Genomic DNA, 14,991 nt, shown 5'->3' on the forward strand with positions numbered 1-14,991 from the left:
GTGGGACGGCCCGTTCGGCCTGGACTCGGCTGCGGGTCACTGACCGTTGACGGTCGCCTTCTCCAGGGCACCGACCGAGAGGTCGTGCTTCTCCAGGATCTCGGCGTAGGTGCCGTCGTCGATGATGCTCTGGAGGGCCGCCTGGTAGGCGCGCACCATCTCGACGTCGCCCGTCGGGAACACCCAGCCGAGCGGGGACGGGTTGATCACCTCGGTGTTCGCCACCTCGAAGATGTCGCCCGAACCGACCTGCTTCGCGTTGTAGGCACCGGTGGACCACTGGGTGAGCTCGGCGTCCGCCTTGCCCGCCTGGACCTGCGCGAGCGCGTCGGCATCCGTGTCGAACCGGGTCACCGTGACCGGCTTGGCCTTGCACTCCCCGGTGTTCAGGGCCGCGAGCGCCTCGTCCTGGGTCGACTCGGTGAGCACGGCCACCGTGCGGCCGCAGAGGTCCTTCAGGGTCTTGATGCCCGCGGGGTTGCCCGCCGGGACCATGATCGCGTCGCTGTCGTTGTAGTAGTCGACGAAGTCGGAGTCGACACGGCGCTCGGCGGTGTCGGACATCGCCGCGGCCACGGCGTCGACGTTGCTCGCGTACAGCTCGTCGAGCAGGGAGTCGAACGGCATGTCGTGGAACGTGTACTTCAGGCCCAGCCGGTCCGACGCCGCGTCGAACAGGTCGATCTCGAAGCCGACGATACGCCCGGCCTCGTTGGTGTACTCGAAGGGCGGGTAGCCGGACTCCGTGCCGACCGTGATCCGCGCGGACTCCGCCCGCAGCTCACCGGGGAGCAGCGCGCGCAGGTTCTCGTCCACCTCCACGGCCTGATCGGAGTCCTCCGCCGCCTGCGTCGAGTCGGTCGAGCAGCCGGTCAGCAGGGCGCCGAGCGCGGTGACCGCTGCGAGGGAGCCGACGATCGCACGCGTGCGATGTCCGAGTGCCATGCGGGATCCTCCACAAAAGACATGATGAGCGAGTGACGCGGGTGGAGCCTATACGGTCCTGACCGGTTGCTGTGAATCCGAGTTTCACCTATGCCCACCAGCGGGACGCCCTGGTCAGGCGCTGGTGCCGACCTTAGCCGCAGCCCCCACGTCGGCCAGAATCACCGCGTCGATCAGGGCCCGCGCCCACTGCAGCACCTCGGTGCCCCGCAGCGGCCGGCCGCCGATCCGCGCCGTCGTCGGGAACGGCACGAGGAACGCGCGGATGGCCGGCTTGAGGATGGTGCCCGGGTAGAGCCGCTTGAGCCGCAGCTGCGCCGACTCCGGCAGGTTCACCGGCGCGAACCGGACGTACTTGCCCTGTGCCGTGACGTCCGTGAGCCCGGCCCTGCGGGCGTGGTTGCGGAAGTCGGCGACGTCGAACAGCGCACCCGCCACCTCGGGCAGGGCGCCGTACCGGTCGGTGAGCTCGGCACGCACCTCGTCGAGCGCCGCGGTGTCCTGCGCCCCGGCGATCTTCTTGTAGGCCTCCAGCCGCAGCCGCTCGGTGGCGATGTAGGACTCGGGCAGGTGGGCGTCCACGGGCAGCTCGATGGTGACCTCGGGGGCCTCCTCCTCGGCGTCCCCGCGGAACGCGGACACCGCCTCGCCCACCATGCGCACGTACAGGTCGAAGCCGACGCCGGCGATGTGCCCGGACTGCTCGCCGCCGAGCAGGTTGCCCGCGCCACGGATCTCGAGGTCCTTCATGGCGATCTGCATGCCCGCGCCGAGGTCGGTGTGGGCGGCCATGGTCGCCAGCCGGTCGTGCGCCGTCTCCGTGAGCGGCTTCTCCGGCGGGTAGAGGAAGTAGGCGTAGGCGCGCTCGCGACCGCGGCCCACACGCCCGCGGAGCTGGTGCAGCTGGGACAGGCCCAGCATGTCGGACCGCTCCAGGATCAGGGTGTTGGCGTTCGAGATGTCCAGGCCGGTCTCGATGATCGTGGTGCAGACCAGCACGTCGAGCTCCTTCTCCCAGAAGGCGCGGATGACCTGGTCGAGCTGGTGCTCGCTCATCTTGCCGTGGGCCACGCCGATGCGGGCCTCGGGCACCAGCTCGTTGAGCCGGGACGCGGCCCGCTGGATGGTCTCCACCTTGTTGTGCACGTAGAAGACCTGGCCCTCGCGCAGCAGCTCGCGGCGCAGGGCGGCGGCGATCTGCTTCTCCTCGTACGCGCCCACGTAGGTGAGCACCGGGTGCCGCTCCTCCGGGGGCGTGGCCAGTGTGGACATCTCGCGGATGCCCGTGACCGCCATCTCCAGCGTGCGCGGGATCGGGGTGGCGGACATGGCCAGCACGTCCACGTTGGTGCGGAGCTGCTTGAGCGTCTCCTTGTGCTCGACGCCGAAGCGCTGCTCCTCGTCGATCACCACGAGGCCCAGGTCCTTGAACGCGACCGACCCGGTGATGAGGCGGTGGGTGCCGATGACGATGTCGACGCTGCCGTCCTTGAGACCCTGGAGCGTCTCCTCGGACTCCTTGGCGGTCTGGAACCGGCTCAGCGCCCGCACGGTCACCGGGAACCCGGTGTACCGCTCGGAGAAGGTCTCGTAGTGCTGCTGCACCAGGAGCGTGGTGGGCACCAGGACGGCGACCTGCTTGCCGTCCTGCACCGCCTTGAACGCGGCGCGGATGGCGATCTCCGTCTTGCCGTAGCCGACGTCGCCGCACACCAGGCGGTCCATCGGCACGGACTTCTCCATGTCGGCCTTGACCTCGTCGATCGTGGCGAGCTGGTCGGGCGTCTCGACGTACGCGAACGCGTCCTCCAGCTCCCGCTGCCACGGGGTGTCGGGCCCGTAGGCGTGCCCCTGCGTGGCCATGCGCGCGCTGTAGAGCCGGATCAGCTCGCTCGCGATCTCCTTGACGTGCTTGCGCGCCTTGGCCTTCGTGTTCTTCCAGTCGGCGCCGCCCATCTTGGACAGCGACGGCGACTCACCGCCCGTGTACTTGGTGACCTGGTCGAGCTGGTCGGTGGGCACGAACAGGCGGTCGCCCGGCTGCCCGCGCTTGCTGCTCGCGTACTCGATCACGAGGTACTCGCGCGTGGCGCGGTTGCCCCCGGTGCCCATCGTGCGCTGCGCCATCTCGACGAACCGGCCCACGCCGTGCTGCTCGTGCACCACGAAGTCACCCGCCTTGAGCTGGAGCGGGTCCACCACGTTGCGCCGCCTGCTCGGCATGCGCCGCATGTCGCGCGTGCCCGCGCCGGCTCGCCCGGTCAGGTCCTGCTCGGAGAACACGGCGAGCTGCAGCTCGGGGGCCACGAACCCCTTGCCGACGCCCCCGGCCAGCACGTGCACGACGCCGGGCTCCGGCTCGCCCTCCAGCGACACCGTCAGCCGTGCCGCGGTACCGGCGGCCGAGAGCTGCTCGGTCATACGCTTGGCCGGGCCGTGGCCCTCGGTGGTCAGCACGAGCCGCCAGCCCGCGACCTGCAGCCCGTGCACGTCGTCCAGCGCACGAGCGAGGTCACCGCGGTAGGACTCGACGTCCCGCGCACCGACCACGAACGTGTCCGGCGCCGTGTCCGACGCGTCGGCGTCGGCCTCGGTGAGCTCGGTGTCCTGGGTGAACGCGGACAGGGTCCACCAGCCGAGGGCGCGCCGGGCCGCGATCTCGCGCACCTCGGCGAACGTCGCGAAGGACGCCGCGGACAGGTCGATGGGCGCGGCCCCGCCCGCGACGGCGCCGGTCCAGGCGGCGGCGAGGAACTCCTCGGTGGTGGCCACGAGGTCGTGCGCGCGGCGGCGCACGCGCTCCGGCTCGTCGACCACGAGCAGCGCGTCCTCCGGCACCAGCTCCAGCACGGGGACCATGCGGTCCACCAGCACCGGGGCGAGCGACTCCATGCCCTCGACGGCGACCCCCGCCGCGAGCTTGTCGAGCATCTCGACGGCGCCGGGCAGGGTCTCGACGAGATCGGCGGCCCGACGCCGCACGGCGTCGTCCAGCAGGATCTCCCGGCACGGCGGCGCCCAGACGCCGTGCTCCGCGATCTCCAGGCTGCGCTGGTCGGCCACGGCGAACCAGCGGATCTCCGTGACCTCGTCGCCCCAGAACTCGCAGCGCAGCGGGTGGTCCTCGGTGGGCGGGAAGACGTCGAGGATGCCGCCGCGCACCGCGAACTCCCCGCGCCGCTCCACCATGTCCACGCGCGTGTAGGCGGCGGCCGTGAGCCGCTCGGCCACGTCGGTCAGGTCCGCGGTGGTGCCCGTGGCGAGCTGGACCGGCTCCAGCTCGCCCAGGCCGTCGACCACGGGCTGCAGCAGGGCACGGACCGGCATCACCAGGATCCGGACGGCGCCGTCCTGCCCGTGGCCCGGCGCGGGATGGGCCAGGCGGCGGAACACGGCCAGCCGCTTGGCGACCGTGTCCGCGCGCGGGCTGAGCCGCTCGTGCGGCAGGGTCTCCCAGGCGGGCAGGACCGCGACGTCGTCGGCGTGCTCCTCCGGGAGGTAGCCGCGCAGGCTCGCCGCCAGGTCGTCCGCCTCGCGCCCCGTGGCCGTGACCACCACGAGCGGCCGCTTCTCGGCCGCGGCCACCAGCAGCGGCGGGCGGGCACCCACTGGTCCCACGACGTCCACGAAGCCACGGGCGCGCACGCGCTCGACCGCGGCGGAAGCCCCGGGATCACGCAGGAGGGTGGGCAGCAGGCCGGTGAGGTTCATGGGATCTGTCCTTCGATGGCGCACGACGACGGGCCCACCACGGGCACGACCCGGGTACGGGTCACGTGTGAGGGGCTCGTCCCAGGCTACTCCGGGCCACCGACACTGCCGGATCGTCACCGTGACGTCTCCCGGATGTCGTACCCGGCACGTACGATGACCGGCGATGTTGACCCCCTCCGGATCCCCGCGGCACACCGGCGCGCCGGGCCCGGGGCGCGACGCCGCCGTCGAGCGGCGCGCCCCTGCCCGCCTCGCCTGGCCCGACGTCGCGCGCGGCCTCGCCATCGGCCTCGTCGTGCTCTACCACGCCACGAACTGGACATGGCAGACGGGGTACGAGGTAGGCGTGCTCCGCGAGGTCAACGAGACGCTCCGCAGCCTGCGCATGCCCCTGTTCTTCACGGTGGCCGGCATGTTCGCCGCCAAGTGGACCACGGTGCCGTGGTCCCGCCTGGCCCGCGGCAAGCTGCTCTTCTTCGCCTGGGTGTTCGTGCTGTGGGAGCCGGTCTCCCTGCTGATGCGCCTGCTCACCGGCTACTACCAGGTGGCCGACGCCGACTGGGGCACCCTCGGCCACGACCTCGCCTGGTCGCTCCTGGTGCCGCGCTCCGAGCTCTGGTTCATCTGGACGCTCGCGGTCTTCTTCGTGATCGCCCGTGCGCTGCGCCGCGTCCCCGCGCCCGTGCAGCTCGTGCTCGCGGCAGCCGTCGGCGCCTGGGCCCTGGCCGGCTGGGAGCCGGCAAGCCTCGCCTGGCGGGGTACCGCGCAGTTCGCGCTGTTCTTCCTGGCCGGGCTGCACCTGCGCCCGCTGCTCGAACGCTTCGCGGAGCGGGTCACCTGGCTGTGGGCCGTCGGCGCGGTCGCCGTCTGGCTCGGGGTCCAGGTCGCGGTGCGCGAGCTGGGCCTCGCCGACGTGCCGGGGTGCTACCTGCTGACCAACATCGCGGGTGTGCCGGCCGGCGTCACCGTGAGCGTGCTGCTCTCGCGGGTGCCGGGCGCACTCGGGCTGCGGTGGCTCGGCGCACGCACGTTGCCGGTCTTCGTCACGCACACGTCCGTGGTGCTCGCTCTGCTGTCGGTGCTGTGGCGCAACGGGATCTGGATCCCGGCGCCCCCGTCGCAGTGGTTGCCGGTCGCCCTGTGGGCCGCGGCGATCGCCGTCGGCCTGGCCCTGGGCGAGCTCGCACCGCGGATCGGCGCGCGGTGGCTGTTCGCGCCGCCGCGGTGGTTGTCGAGCTCCGGTCGCTGAGGGATCACCGCGCCTCGTGCCTGGCCGGTGTCTCGACCGGGCGCTCTCGGTCGGATCTGACCGTGGCGAGACGGGTTCAACACGGAGGCACGTGCCCGCGAGGTCGGCAGTTTCCATCGAGATCGGCACAGGCCTGTGCCGATCTCGATGGAAACTGCCGACCTCGCGGGCAAAGCTGCCGACCTCGCGGCAAGCTGCCGACCTGCGCCGGCCGGTCAGGCCCGGGCGGTGTGGTACTTGCCCTGGGCGGTCAGCAGGCCCTCGGTGACCAGCAGCTCGACGGCGTCGGCGGCGTCGTCGACCAGGATCGGCAGGTCCTTGCGCTCGGTGCCGGAGAAGTCGCGCAGCACGTAGTCAGCCGTGTCCATGCGGCCCGGCGGGCGCCCGACGCCGACGCGCACCCGGTGGTAGTCCTTGGTGCCGAGCGCCTTGGTGGTGTCACGCAGCCCGTTGTGCCCGCCCTCGCCGCCACCGATCTTCAGCTTGATCGTGTCGAACGGGATGTCCACCTCGTCGTGCACCATCACCACCTGCTCGGCGGGCACGTCGTAGTACTTGGCCAGCGCGCTGACCGGGCCGCCCGAGGTGTTCATGTAGGTGGTCGGCTTGGCGAGGACCACGCGCGGTCCCGGTGCACCGCCCGGCAGCACGCCGAGGCGCGCCTCGGCAACGACCGCCTGGGCCCGCGGGTGCTTCGAGAACCGGGCGCCGGTGCGCTCGGCGAGCAGGTCCAGCACCATCTGGCCCACGTTGTGCCGGTTGCCGGCGTACTTCGGTCCGGGGTTCCCGAGGCCGACGACGAGCCAGGGCCGGTCACTCATGCGGATCTTCCTCTCACGACGACGGACGTTCTCGGCAGCCGGGGCATCCCGGCGGCGACGCGCGCGCCGCGGCGGGAACGAGCCGGGCCGAGGCAGAACCCGCGCCGCGCACGATTATCTCGCGCGCGGGCCCGGAGGTTCTACCTCGGCCCGGTACGTCCCGGCACGCGGCCGGGGCTGGTGCTGCCTGGCGGGAGGGGCTCAGCCCTCGGCGGGCGCCTCGGCGGCGGACTCGGCGGAGTCGGCCGACTCCTCCTCGTCCGCGCTGGCCTCGCCGCGCGGCTCGGTGATCAGCACGACGGCGTGCTCCGGGTCGGTGAGCAGCGTGACGCCGGACGGCAGGGTGACCTCGCCCGCGTGCACCTGGGCACCGGCCTCGAGGCCCTCGATGGAGACGTCGACGGACTCCGGCAGGTGCGTGGCCTCGGCCTCGACCGACAGGGTCTGCGCCTCGACCAGGTGGATGGTGCCCGGGGCCGACTCGCCCACGATGTTGACGGTCACGTCGACGGTGATCTTCTCGCCCGCGCGCACGACCTGGAGGTCGATGTGCTCGATGACGTTGCGGACCGGGTCGCGCTGGATGTCCTTGGCGACGGCCAGCTGGCCCTTGGCGCCGTCGAGCTCGATGGAGAGCAGCACGTTGGTCTGGCGCAGCGCGAGCATCGACTCGTGGCCGGGCAGCGTCACGTGCACGGGGTCGGTGCCGTGCCCGTACAGGACGGCGGGGATCTTGTTGTCGCGGCGGATGCGGCGGGCCGCACCCTTGCCGAACTCGGTACGGGCCTCGGCGGCGAGCTTGATCTCGGCCATGGGAACTCACTCCTGAAAGGTCTGGTGTGCAACTCGAAGATGGCGGCTGCGTCGGCGCGGGACACGTGACGGGCGCGGAGCTGGCACGCGGGGCGAGGTACTGGAGGGGTACTCCGCCCGGGCCGCCGACGGCCGCCCAGTCGATCACGGACGCCGGCCGAGTGCTTGCGGGATCAGGTCCCGTCGCGGCCGTCAGGCGTCCCTCGCCGAGGCAACCTGACTACTGTACCCGCTCGTCGGCCCGCTCCGCACCGACGGGCGGTGTGACGCCGATCGTCGGCTGCGTACGGCGGGGCTTGTAGACCACCTGGACGTGGAACACGAACCGGAGCAGGAACGCCACCACGATCGTCAGGGCCTGGACGAGCACCGGCCACAGGCCCGTGACCTCGACGAGCCACCAGAGCACTGGCAGGCGGATGGCCGCCTCCGTGCCGTTGAACGCGAACGAGTGGGCGAACCGCGACCAGGCGCCGCGCCCCTCGTTGCGCAGGTCGCGGAACACGAAGCGCTCCTGCAGCAGGAAGTTGGTCACGATGGTGACGACCGCGGAGATGACCGCCGCCTCCACGTAGTGCGCGCCCAGGGCGGTGAGGCCCCACAGGATGAGCACGTTGAGCACGGCGCCGAAGCCGCCGATGATGGCGAACCGTGACATCCGCCCGAACCGCAGCGCCGCGAGCTGCTCCAGGTAGCGCAGCCCGTTCTTGAACGTGGCCTTGGAGTGCCCGGCGTACCGCTCGCCGAACACGAACGGCTCCTCGCCCACGGCGAGCCGGTTGCGGGCGAGGATCTCCAGCAGGATCTTGAAGCCGCGCGGGCGCAGCGCGTCCAGGTCCAGCCGGTCCACCCGGGCGGCGAAGAACCCCGTCAGGGGGTCGGTCACGTTGCGCAGCCGCGTCGGGAACATGGACCGCGCCAGCAGGGCGGAGGCGATCGAGACGCCGTGCCGCCACCAGCCGTCCAGGCCGCCGGCGTCGCCGTCGCCGGTGTACCGGGAGGCCACGACGATGTCGAGGCCGGCCTCCTGCCCGCGCATGACCAGCGCGGGCACGAGCTCCGGCGGGTGCTGCAGGTCGCCGTCCATCACGACGGCCCACTCCGTGGTCACGGTGCGCAGGCCGGCCACGACGGCGCCGCTCAGCCCGCCCTGCGCCTCCTCCCGGTGCAGCAGCCGCACCGGGACGGGCGCCGTCGCGGCGACCTCGCGGATCCGGTCGGGGGTGTCGTCCGTGGAGTCGTCGACGAAGAGGATCTCCGCCAGGTCGGGAGCCCCCACGGGAGCCGGGCCGCCCTCGGGTCCGTGCACGCCGCCGTGGTCGCGGCCGTCGTCGGGCAGCACGCCGAACGCGGCGCAGAGCCGCTCGGTGAGCGCGCGGACGTTGGGCCCCTCGTTGAACGTCGGGACCACGACGGTGACGGTCACTGACCCTCCCCCATAGATGTCAAGACACGGTCCTGCATCGACCGCGTCTCAGTCAAGTGCCCGTCCGGCGTCGCAGGTCAGGAGTTGCCGTCGAACAGCGAGGTCACGGACCCGTCGGAGTGCACCTCGTTGATCGCGGACGCCAGGAGCGGCGCGATGGAGAGCACCTTGAGCGTCTCGAACCGGCGGTCGTCCTCGATCGGCAGGGTGTCGGTGACGACGACCTCGCGGGCCCCGCACTCGGTCAGCCGCTGCGCGGCGGGACCGGACAGCACGCCGTGCGTGGCCGCGACCGTCACGGACTTGGCGCCCGCGGCCATGATCACCTTGACGGCCTCGGCGATGGTGCCGCCGGTGTCGATGAGGTCGTCCACGAGCACGCAGTCCTTGCCCTGGACGTCACCGACGACGCGGTTGGCCACGGACTGGTTGGGGCGCGTGACGTCGCGGGTCTTGTGCACGAAGGCCAGCGGGCCGCCGCCCAGCTTGGACGCCCAGATCTCGGCGACGCGGATGCGGCCGGCGTCCGGCGAGACCACGGTGACGTTGTCGACGTCGACGCGCGTGCGGACGTAGTCGACGAGGATCGGCATGGCCCACAGGTGGTCCACGGGGCCGTCGAAGAAGCCCTGGATCTGCGCGGTGTGCAGGTCGACGCTCATGAGCCGGTCGGCGCCCGCGGTCTTGAACAGGTCGGCGACGAGGCGCGCCGAGATCGGCTCGCGGCCGCGGCTCTTCTTGTCCTGGCGGGCGTACCCGAAGAAGGGCGCCACGACGGTCACGGAGTGCGCCGAGGCCCGCTTGGCGGCGTCGACCATGAGCAGCTGCTCCATGATCCACTGGTTGACGGGCATCGTGTGCGACTGCAGCAGGAACAGGTCCATACCGCGCACGGACTCGCTGAACCGCACGTAGGTCTCGCTGTTGGCGAAGTCGTACGCCGACACGCCGAGCAGGTCGATGCCCAGCTCCTTCGCGACGTTCTTGGCCAGCTCGGGGTGTGCCCGCCCGGCGGCGAGGACGAGCGGGTGACGGTTCGGGCCGGGTGCGGCAGTGCTGGACATCAGTGGGTCTTTCCTTCCTTGTCGGCCCCTCCTGCAGGGACCTGGTCGGCCTCGGCCTGAACGGCCGCTGCCTGCGGGGCCACGGGAGCCCCGGCTGCATTGTGCTCGGCGAGCTGACGCTGCGCCTGGTCACCGAGGCCGGGCGTGGTCCCGGACGCCGCCGCGGCGGCGTCCGCCGCGGGGGTCCCGGGCCGGCGGCGAGCCACCCAGCCCTCGATGTTCCGCTGCTGCCCGGCGGTGACGCCGAGAGCGCCCGCGGGCACGTCGCGGCGGATCACGGACCCGGCGGCGGTGTACGCGCCGTCGCCCACGGACACCGGCGCGACGAACATGTTGTCCGCGCCCGTGCGGGCGTGCGAGCCGATCACCGTGCGGTGCTTGTGGACGCCGTCGTAGTTGACCGTCACGGACGCGGCACCGATGTTGCTGTGCTCGCCGATCGTCGCGTCGCCCACGTAGGAGAGGTGCGGCACCTTGCTGCCTTCACCGATCTCGGCGTTCTTGGTCTCGACGAACGTTCCGATCTTGCCCTTGCGGCCCAGGGTCGTGCCCGGCCGCAGGTAGGCGAAGGGCCCGACGGACGCGCCCTCGCCGATCACGGCGAGCGAGCCGTGCGTGCGGACCACCGTCGCGCCGACCCCGACCTCGACGTCGGTCAGCGTGGTGTCCGGACCGATCGTGGCACCGGTCGCCACCACGGTGGCGCCCTTGAGCTGCGTGTTCGGCAGGAGCGTGACGTCGGGGGCGAGCTCGACGTCGACGTCGATCCACGTGGTGGCCGGGTCCTGGACCGTGACGCCCGCGCGCTGCCACTCCTCGACGACGCGGCGGTTCATCTCGCGTGCCAGCACCGACAGGGCGACGCGGTCGTTGACACCCTCGACCAGCATCGGGTCGTCGGCGAGCAGCGCCCGCACGTGCAGGCCCTCGGCGCGGGCGAACGCGACGACGTCGGTCAGGTAGACCTCGCCCTGCGCGTTCTTGCTGTCCAGCCCGCCGAGGCCGCGGCGCAGCGTGGCGGCGTCGAACACGTAGACCGAGGAGTTGATCTCGCGGATCTCGAGCTGGTCCGCCGTGGCGTCCTTGTGCTCCACGATCTCCAGCACGTCGCCGGTGTCCTTCTCGCGGACGATCCGGCCGTAGCCCGTCGCGTCGTCGACCTCGGTGGTGAGGATCGTGACGGCGTTGCCGTCGGCGTGGTGGGCGGCCAGGAGCTGGCCGAGCGTGGCGCCGTCGAGCAGCGGCACGTCGCCCGCGACGACCACCACGGAGCCGTCGACGCCGTCGCCCACGACCTCGCCGTCGGCGAGCCCCGCCGCCGCGGCCGCTGCCTGGGCCTTGGCGTCGAGCGCCGCCAGGGCGCACTGCACCGCGCGGCCCGTACCGGGCACGTCGTCCTGGTCCACCAGGATCGCGGCGGGGTCGAGCTGCCCCACGGCCTCGGCGACCAGCTCGCGCTCGTGCCGGATCACCACGGCGACCTGACCCGGGTCCAGCTCACGAGCCGCGGCCAGAGCGTGCCCCACCATCGGCTTGCCGCCGAGGGGGTGCAGGATCTTCGGCAACGCGGACTTCATGCGGGTGCCCTGACCGGCGGCGAGGACGATCACTGCTGCCGGCTGAGGTGTCTCGGTCACGGGTGCTCCGATCGGTGGGTTCGTCAGATCCGGACGGCTCCGCCCCCAGGATTCGAACCTGGACTAAAGGCACCAAAAACCTCTGTGCTGCCGATTACACCAAGGCGGACCGGGCGCGCGCGAGGCTCCGTCGTGCCCCGAAGCGGGCGGGTGCCACCGTCGCACGTCCGTGAACAGTCTGCCAGGTCCACGGGTGTGCCCCATGCCGTACCACCGGATCACCACCGGATCCGCCGACGTGCCGTCAGGCACAATGAACCCCATGGCCGCCGAGAACCGACGTACCCACCGACCTCGCATGACGGCCAGTCAGCGCCGCGAGCAGCTCCTTGCCGTCAGTCGCGGGCTGTTCGCCGAGAAGGGCTTCGAGGGCGCGAGCGTGGAGGAGATCGCGGTGCGCGCCGAGGTGTCCAAGCCGGTCGTGTACGAGCACTTCGGCGGCAAGGAGGGCATCTACGCCGTGGTGGTCGACCGCGAGGTGCAGGCGCTCACGACGGCCCTGACGGTTGCCCTCGGCTCGGGCGGCCACCCCAAGGTGCTGCTGGAGCGCACGGCGCTCGCCCTGCTGGACTACATCGAGTCGTCCGAGGACGGCTTCCGCATCCTGGTCCGCGACTCCCCTGTGGCGCAGGCGACCGGCACCTTCTCCAGCCTGATCGGCGACGTCGCCACGCAGGTCGAGGCGATCCTCGAACCCCAGTTCCGCGCGAACGGTCTGGAGACCAAGGCGGCGCCGCTCTACGCGCAGATGCTGGTGGGGATGATCGCGCTCACGGGCCAGTACTGGCTCGACGCCCGCAGCCCCAAGAAGTCCGAGGTGGCGGCCCATCTGGTGAACCTGGCGTGGAACGGGCTGCACAACATGGAGAAGAAGCCGGCGCTGACCAAGCTGTCGCGCTGATCCGGCACCTCGAACGGCATGTTTCCCGATGAAGCGCTGTCCGGCCGTGCCTGGCGTGCCGCACTGAAGATGCGTCAATAAAAGCGGCAAAATGTCGGCAGGATACCGGTTCGGCCGAACGGTGCGCGCATTCTTGCGCCGACGCAGCAAAGTGTGCGTGCACGCAATAGAACGAACGCCTCCCACGGAATTGCGTGGGAGGCGTTCGTTCAGCTGGGGATGGTGCTTGCGCCGCCGCTGAGCGCGACGAGCCGCATACTACCTGCTCAGAGGCCCAGCAGGTCGCGGATCTGCGCCACCGTGATGCCGAGGGAGTCGAGCAGGGTCGCGATGATGTCAACGACGGTCATGGTGCTATTCCTTCCAGAAAACGGGAATCACAGGATGATCACCTGCGAGCGGAACAGTGTTCGCGTTCCATACGCTAAGCACGCGAGACGGACTCTGCAACGGGAATTGGATATTCACCTTTAATGCGCACCAAGTTTCACCCTGTGATATTGGGGTCGGAATCGAGCCACGCAGCGCCACAAACCGGTCATTCTTCTGCCGGCTCAGCGAGGAGCCGTGCGCCTCGGGCGGGCTCCGCTCCGGGGTGAGATATCCCCGCGAGGGTGTGTTGCCGGTAGTAGACGTTGTCTACCGAGAGTGTCACGACTGCGCGAGGGGCATCGGGACGCGTCGTCCTGGTGCGCCGGTCGGGTGCGCCGGTCGAGCCGCGCCGGCCGGGTGCGCCGGTCGAGCCGCGCCGGCCGGGCTCGCACGCGAGCACAGCCGCCCTCACCACGCCGCGAGCAGCAGCTCCTCCACGGCGTCCGCCGTCACCGGCCGGGGGTTCGGGTACGGGGCGGCCGCCACCCGCTCGGCCACCTCGCGCAGGACCGTGCGGGGCAGGCCGAGCGCGCCGAGCGTCGTCGGGCCGTCGTGGCGTGCCGCGAGCGCCGCCACCGCGCGGACCGGGTCGCCGCCGGCGACGCGCCTGAGCCGTGCCGTCGCGTCGGGCGCCGCCGCCAGGTCGAACCGCATGACGTGCGCCAGCAGCAGCGCGTGCAGCTCTGCGTGCGGCAGCCCGTAGGTGCCGCCGAGCACGTGCGCGAGCTGGTGGTGCAGCCCCATCCGCGCCTGCGCCAGGCAGGCGCCGGCGAGCCAGGCCGCCTCCTGGAGGCGGGCCCGCGCGTCGGCGTCGGACGGGTGGTCGAGCACCACGGGCAGGGCGGTCAGGATGCCGTCCGCGGCCCCGACCCCGTACGCGCGGGTCGCCGCGCTCGCCCGCGTGTCCCACAGCGCCTCGACGGCGTGCGCGAGCGCGTTCAGGGCGGAGGTCAGCGTGAGCCCGTGCGGCATCGACAGCGTGAGCTCCGGGTCGTAGACGACGGTGCCGGGCGCGAGGGCGGGATCGCGGCGCGTGGTCTTGACCCCGTACTCGGTCTCCCCGAGCACGGGTGTGGCCTCCGACCCGGCGTACGTGGTGGGCAGGGCGACCTGGGGCATGCCGGTCCGGATCGCGAGCGCCTTCGAGAGCCCGACGGCGGACCCGCCGCCGATCGCGACCAGCGCGTCCGCGCGCACCTCCCGGGCCAGGGCGAGCGCCTCGGCGGTCACCTCCACCGGGGTGTGCTGGACGGGGCGGCCGAAGGTCGCGGCGTACCGCTCGCCCAGGGCCGCGGCCGTCTCCTGCGCCACCTCGGCCGACGACGGCGCCGCCACCACCAGCACGCGCCGCGCGCCGAGCCGGTCGACCTCGTCCGGCACGAGCCCCCGCGCCCCCGCGCCCTGCAGCACCCGGCCGGCGTACACCTCGTGCACCCTGATGTCTGTTCCCACGGTGCCCGAGCCTACGGTCGATCACGGACCGCGGGCACGGACGCGCCTGTCGAGATTCTTGATATCGAGACATCCGGTAGCCTCTCGCCATGGAGCACACCGGTCCCGCCGACGAGGTCGACCGCATCGTCGCCGCGTGGCGCCACGTGCGCCCTGACCTCGACCTCGAGCCGCTCACGGTGTTCAGCCGGGTCTCGCGGCTGGCCCGGCACCTCGACCTCGCGCGTCGGACGGCGTTCGCCCGGCACAGCCTGGAGACGTGGGAGTTCGACGTGCTCTCGGCGCTGCGCCGCGCCGGCGAGCCCTACCGCCTGTCGCCGGGCACCCTCGTCACGCAGACGCTGGTCACCAGCGGCACCATGACCAACCGGATCGACCGGCTGGAGTCGCGGGGGTTCGTGCAGCGGCACCGCTCCCCCGACGACCGGCGCGGCGTGCTGGTCGAGCTCACCGACGAGGGGCTGGCCCGGGTCGACGCCGCCATGAGCGACCTGCTCGACATCGAGGCCACGGTGCTCACCGCGCTGAACCCGGCGGAGCGCCCGCAGCTCGCGGCCCTGCTGCGCACCGTGACCGCACAGTTCGACGACTGAGCCG

The 14,991-nt window shown here is 72.0% G+C and carries 11 protein-coding genes and 1 tRNA gene; 3 read left to right on the forward strand and 9 right to left on the reverse strand.

Translation table 11 applies throughout. From position 1 onward, the window contains the following. Nucleotides 1-36 precede the first annotated feature (36 nt). On the reverse strand, nucleotides 37-945 hold the full coding sequence (locus ACIG47_RS10750; RefSeq protein WP_397430792.1) for an ABC transporter substrate-binding protein: 909 nt from the start codon (nucleotides 943-945) through the stop codon (nucleotides 37-39). A gap of 114 nt (nucleotides 946-1,059) precedes the next feature. After that, the gene (gene mfd, locus ACIG47_RS10755; RefSeq protein WP_397430793.1) at nucleotides 1,060-4,656 is read right to left on the reverse strand and encodes a transcription-repair coupling factor; all 3,597 of its coding nucleotides are present in this window, start codon (nucleotides 4,654-4,656) and stop codon (nucleotides 1,060-1,062) included. Between the two features lie 166 nt (nucleotides 4,657-4,822). Between mfd and ACIG47_RS10760 the strand changes: the two genes are divergently transcribed. Further along, the gene (locus ACIG47_RS10760; protein WP_397430794.1) at nucleotides 4,823-5,908 is read left to right on the forward strand and encodes an acyltransferase family protein; all 1,086 of its coding nucleotides are present in this window, start codon (nucleotides 4,823-4,825) and stop codon (nucleotides 5,906-5,908) included. A gap of 215 nt (nucleotides 5,909-6,123) precedes the next feature. Here ACIG47_RS10760 and pth read toward each other — a convergent pair whose 3' ends face one another. From pth to ACIG47_RS10790, 6 genes are all read right to left on the reverse strand, one after another. Further along, entirely contained in the window at nucleotides 6,124-6,729 is a 606-nt protein-coding gene (gene pth, locus ACIG47_RS10765) for an aminoacyl-tRNA hydrolase (RefSeq protein ID WP_397430795.1), read from the reverse strand. 201 nt (nucleotides 6,730-6,930) lie between these two features. Continuing rightward, complete coding sequence (locus tag ACIG47_RS10770; RefSeq protein ID WP_397409358.1) at nucleotides 6,931-7,542, reverse strand: 50S ribosomal protein L25/general stress protein Ctc; 612 nt, start codon at nucleotides 7,540-7,542, stop codon at nucleotides 6,931-6,933. A 220-nt stretch (nucleotides 7,543-7,762) separates the two neighbouring features. Beyond that, nucleotides 7,763-8,968, reverse strand: a complete 1,206-nt coding sequence (locus ACIG47_RS10775) for a glycosyltransferase (RefSeq protein WP_397430796.1) — start codon at nucleotides 8,966-8,968, stop codon at nucleotides 7,763-7,765. A gap of 77 nt (nucleotides 8,969-9,045) precedes the next feature. Beyond that, nucleotides 9,046-10,032, reverse strand: a complete 987-nt coding sequence (locus tag ACIG47_RS10780; protein WP_397409354.1) for a ribose-phosphate diphosphokinase — start codon at nucleotides 10,030-10,032, stop codon at nucleotides 9,046-9,048. Further along, entirely contained in the window at nucleotides 10,032-11,609 is a 1,578-nt protein-coding gene (gene glmU, locus ACIG47_RS10785; RefSeq protein ID WP_397430972.1) for a bifunctional UDP-N-acetylglucosamine diphosphorylase/glucosamine-1-phosphate N-acetyltransferase GlmU, read from the reverse strand. The genes ACIG47_RS10780 and glmU overlap by 1 nt, the downstream gene beginning before the upstream one ends. A gap of 97 nt (nucleotides 11,610-11,706) precedes the next feature. Continuing rightward, nucleotides 11,707-11,778: transfer RNA gene (locus ACIG47_RS10790), tRNA-Gln, on the reverse strand. A 189-nt stretch (nucleotides 11,779-11,967) separates the two neighbouring features. Here ACIG47_RS10790 and ACIG47_RS10795 point away from each other — a divergent pair. Then, nucleotides 11,968-12,570 carry a TetR/AcrR family transcriptional regulator gene (locus ACIG47_RS10795; protein WP_397409352.1) on the forward strand — a complete coding sequence of 201 codons (603 nt, stop codon included), beginning with the start codon at nucleotides 11,968-11,970 and terminating at the stop codon, nucleotides 12,568-12,570. A 780-nt stretch (nucleotides 12,571-13,350) separates the two neighbouring features. Here ACIG47_RS10795 and ACIG47_RS10800 read toward each other — a convergent pair. Continuing rightward, nucleotides 13,351-14,394, reverse strand: coding sequence for a maleylacetate reductase (locus ACIG47_RS10800; protein WP_397430797.1), 1,044 nt, complete (start codon nucleotides 14,392-14,394; stop codon nucleotides 13,351-13,353). A gap of 89 nt (nucleotides 14,395-14,483) precedes the next feature. Here ACIG47_RS10800 and ACIG47_RS10805 point away from each other — a divergent pair, with 89 nt between their 5' ends. Further along, complete coding sequence (locus tag ACIG47_RS10805) at nucleotides 14,484-14,987, forward strand: MarR family winged helix-turn-helix transcriptional regulator (protein ID WP_397430798.1); 504 nt, start codon at nucleotides 14,484-14,486, stop codon at nucleotides 14,985-14,987. Nucleotides 14,988-14,991 lie beyond the last annotated feature (4 nt).

Origin of the sequence: Promicromonospora sp. NPDC052451 (assembly GCF_044547525.1) — a bacterium.
In the GTDB taxonomy this organism is placed as follows: domain Bacteria; phylum Actinomycetota; class Actinomycetes; order Actinomycetales; family Cellulomonadaceae; genus Promicromonospora.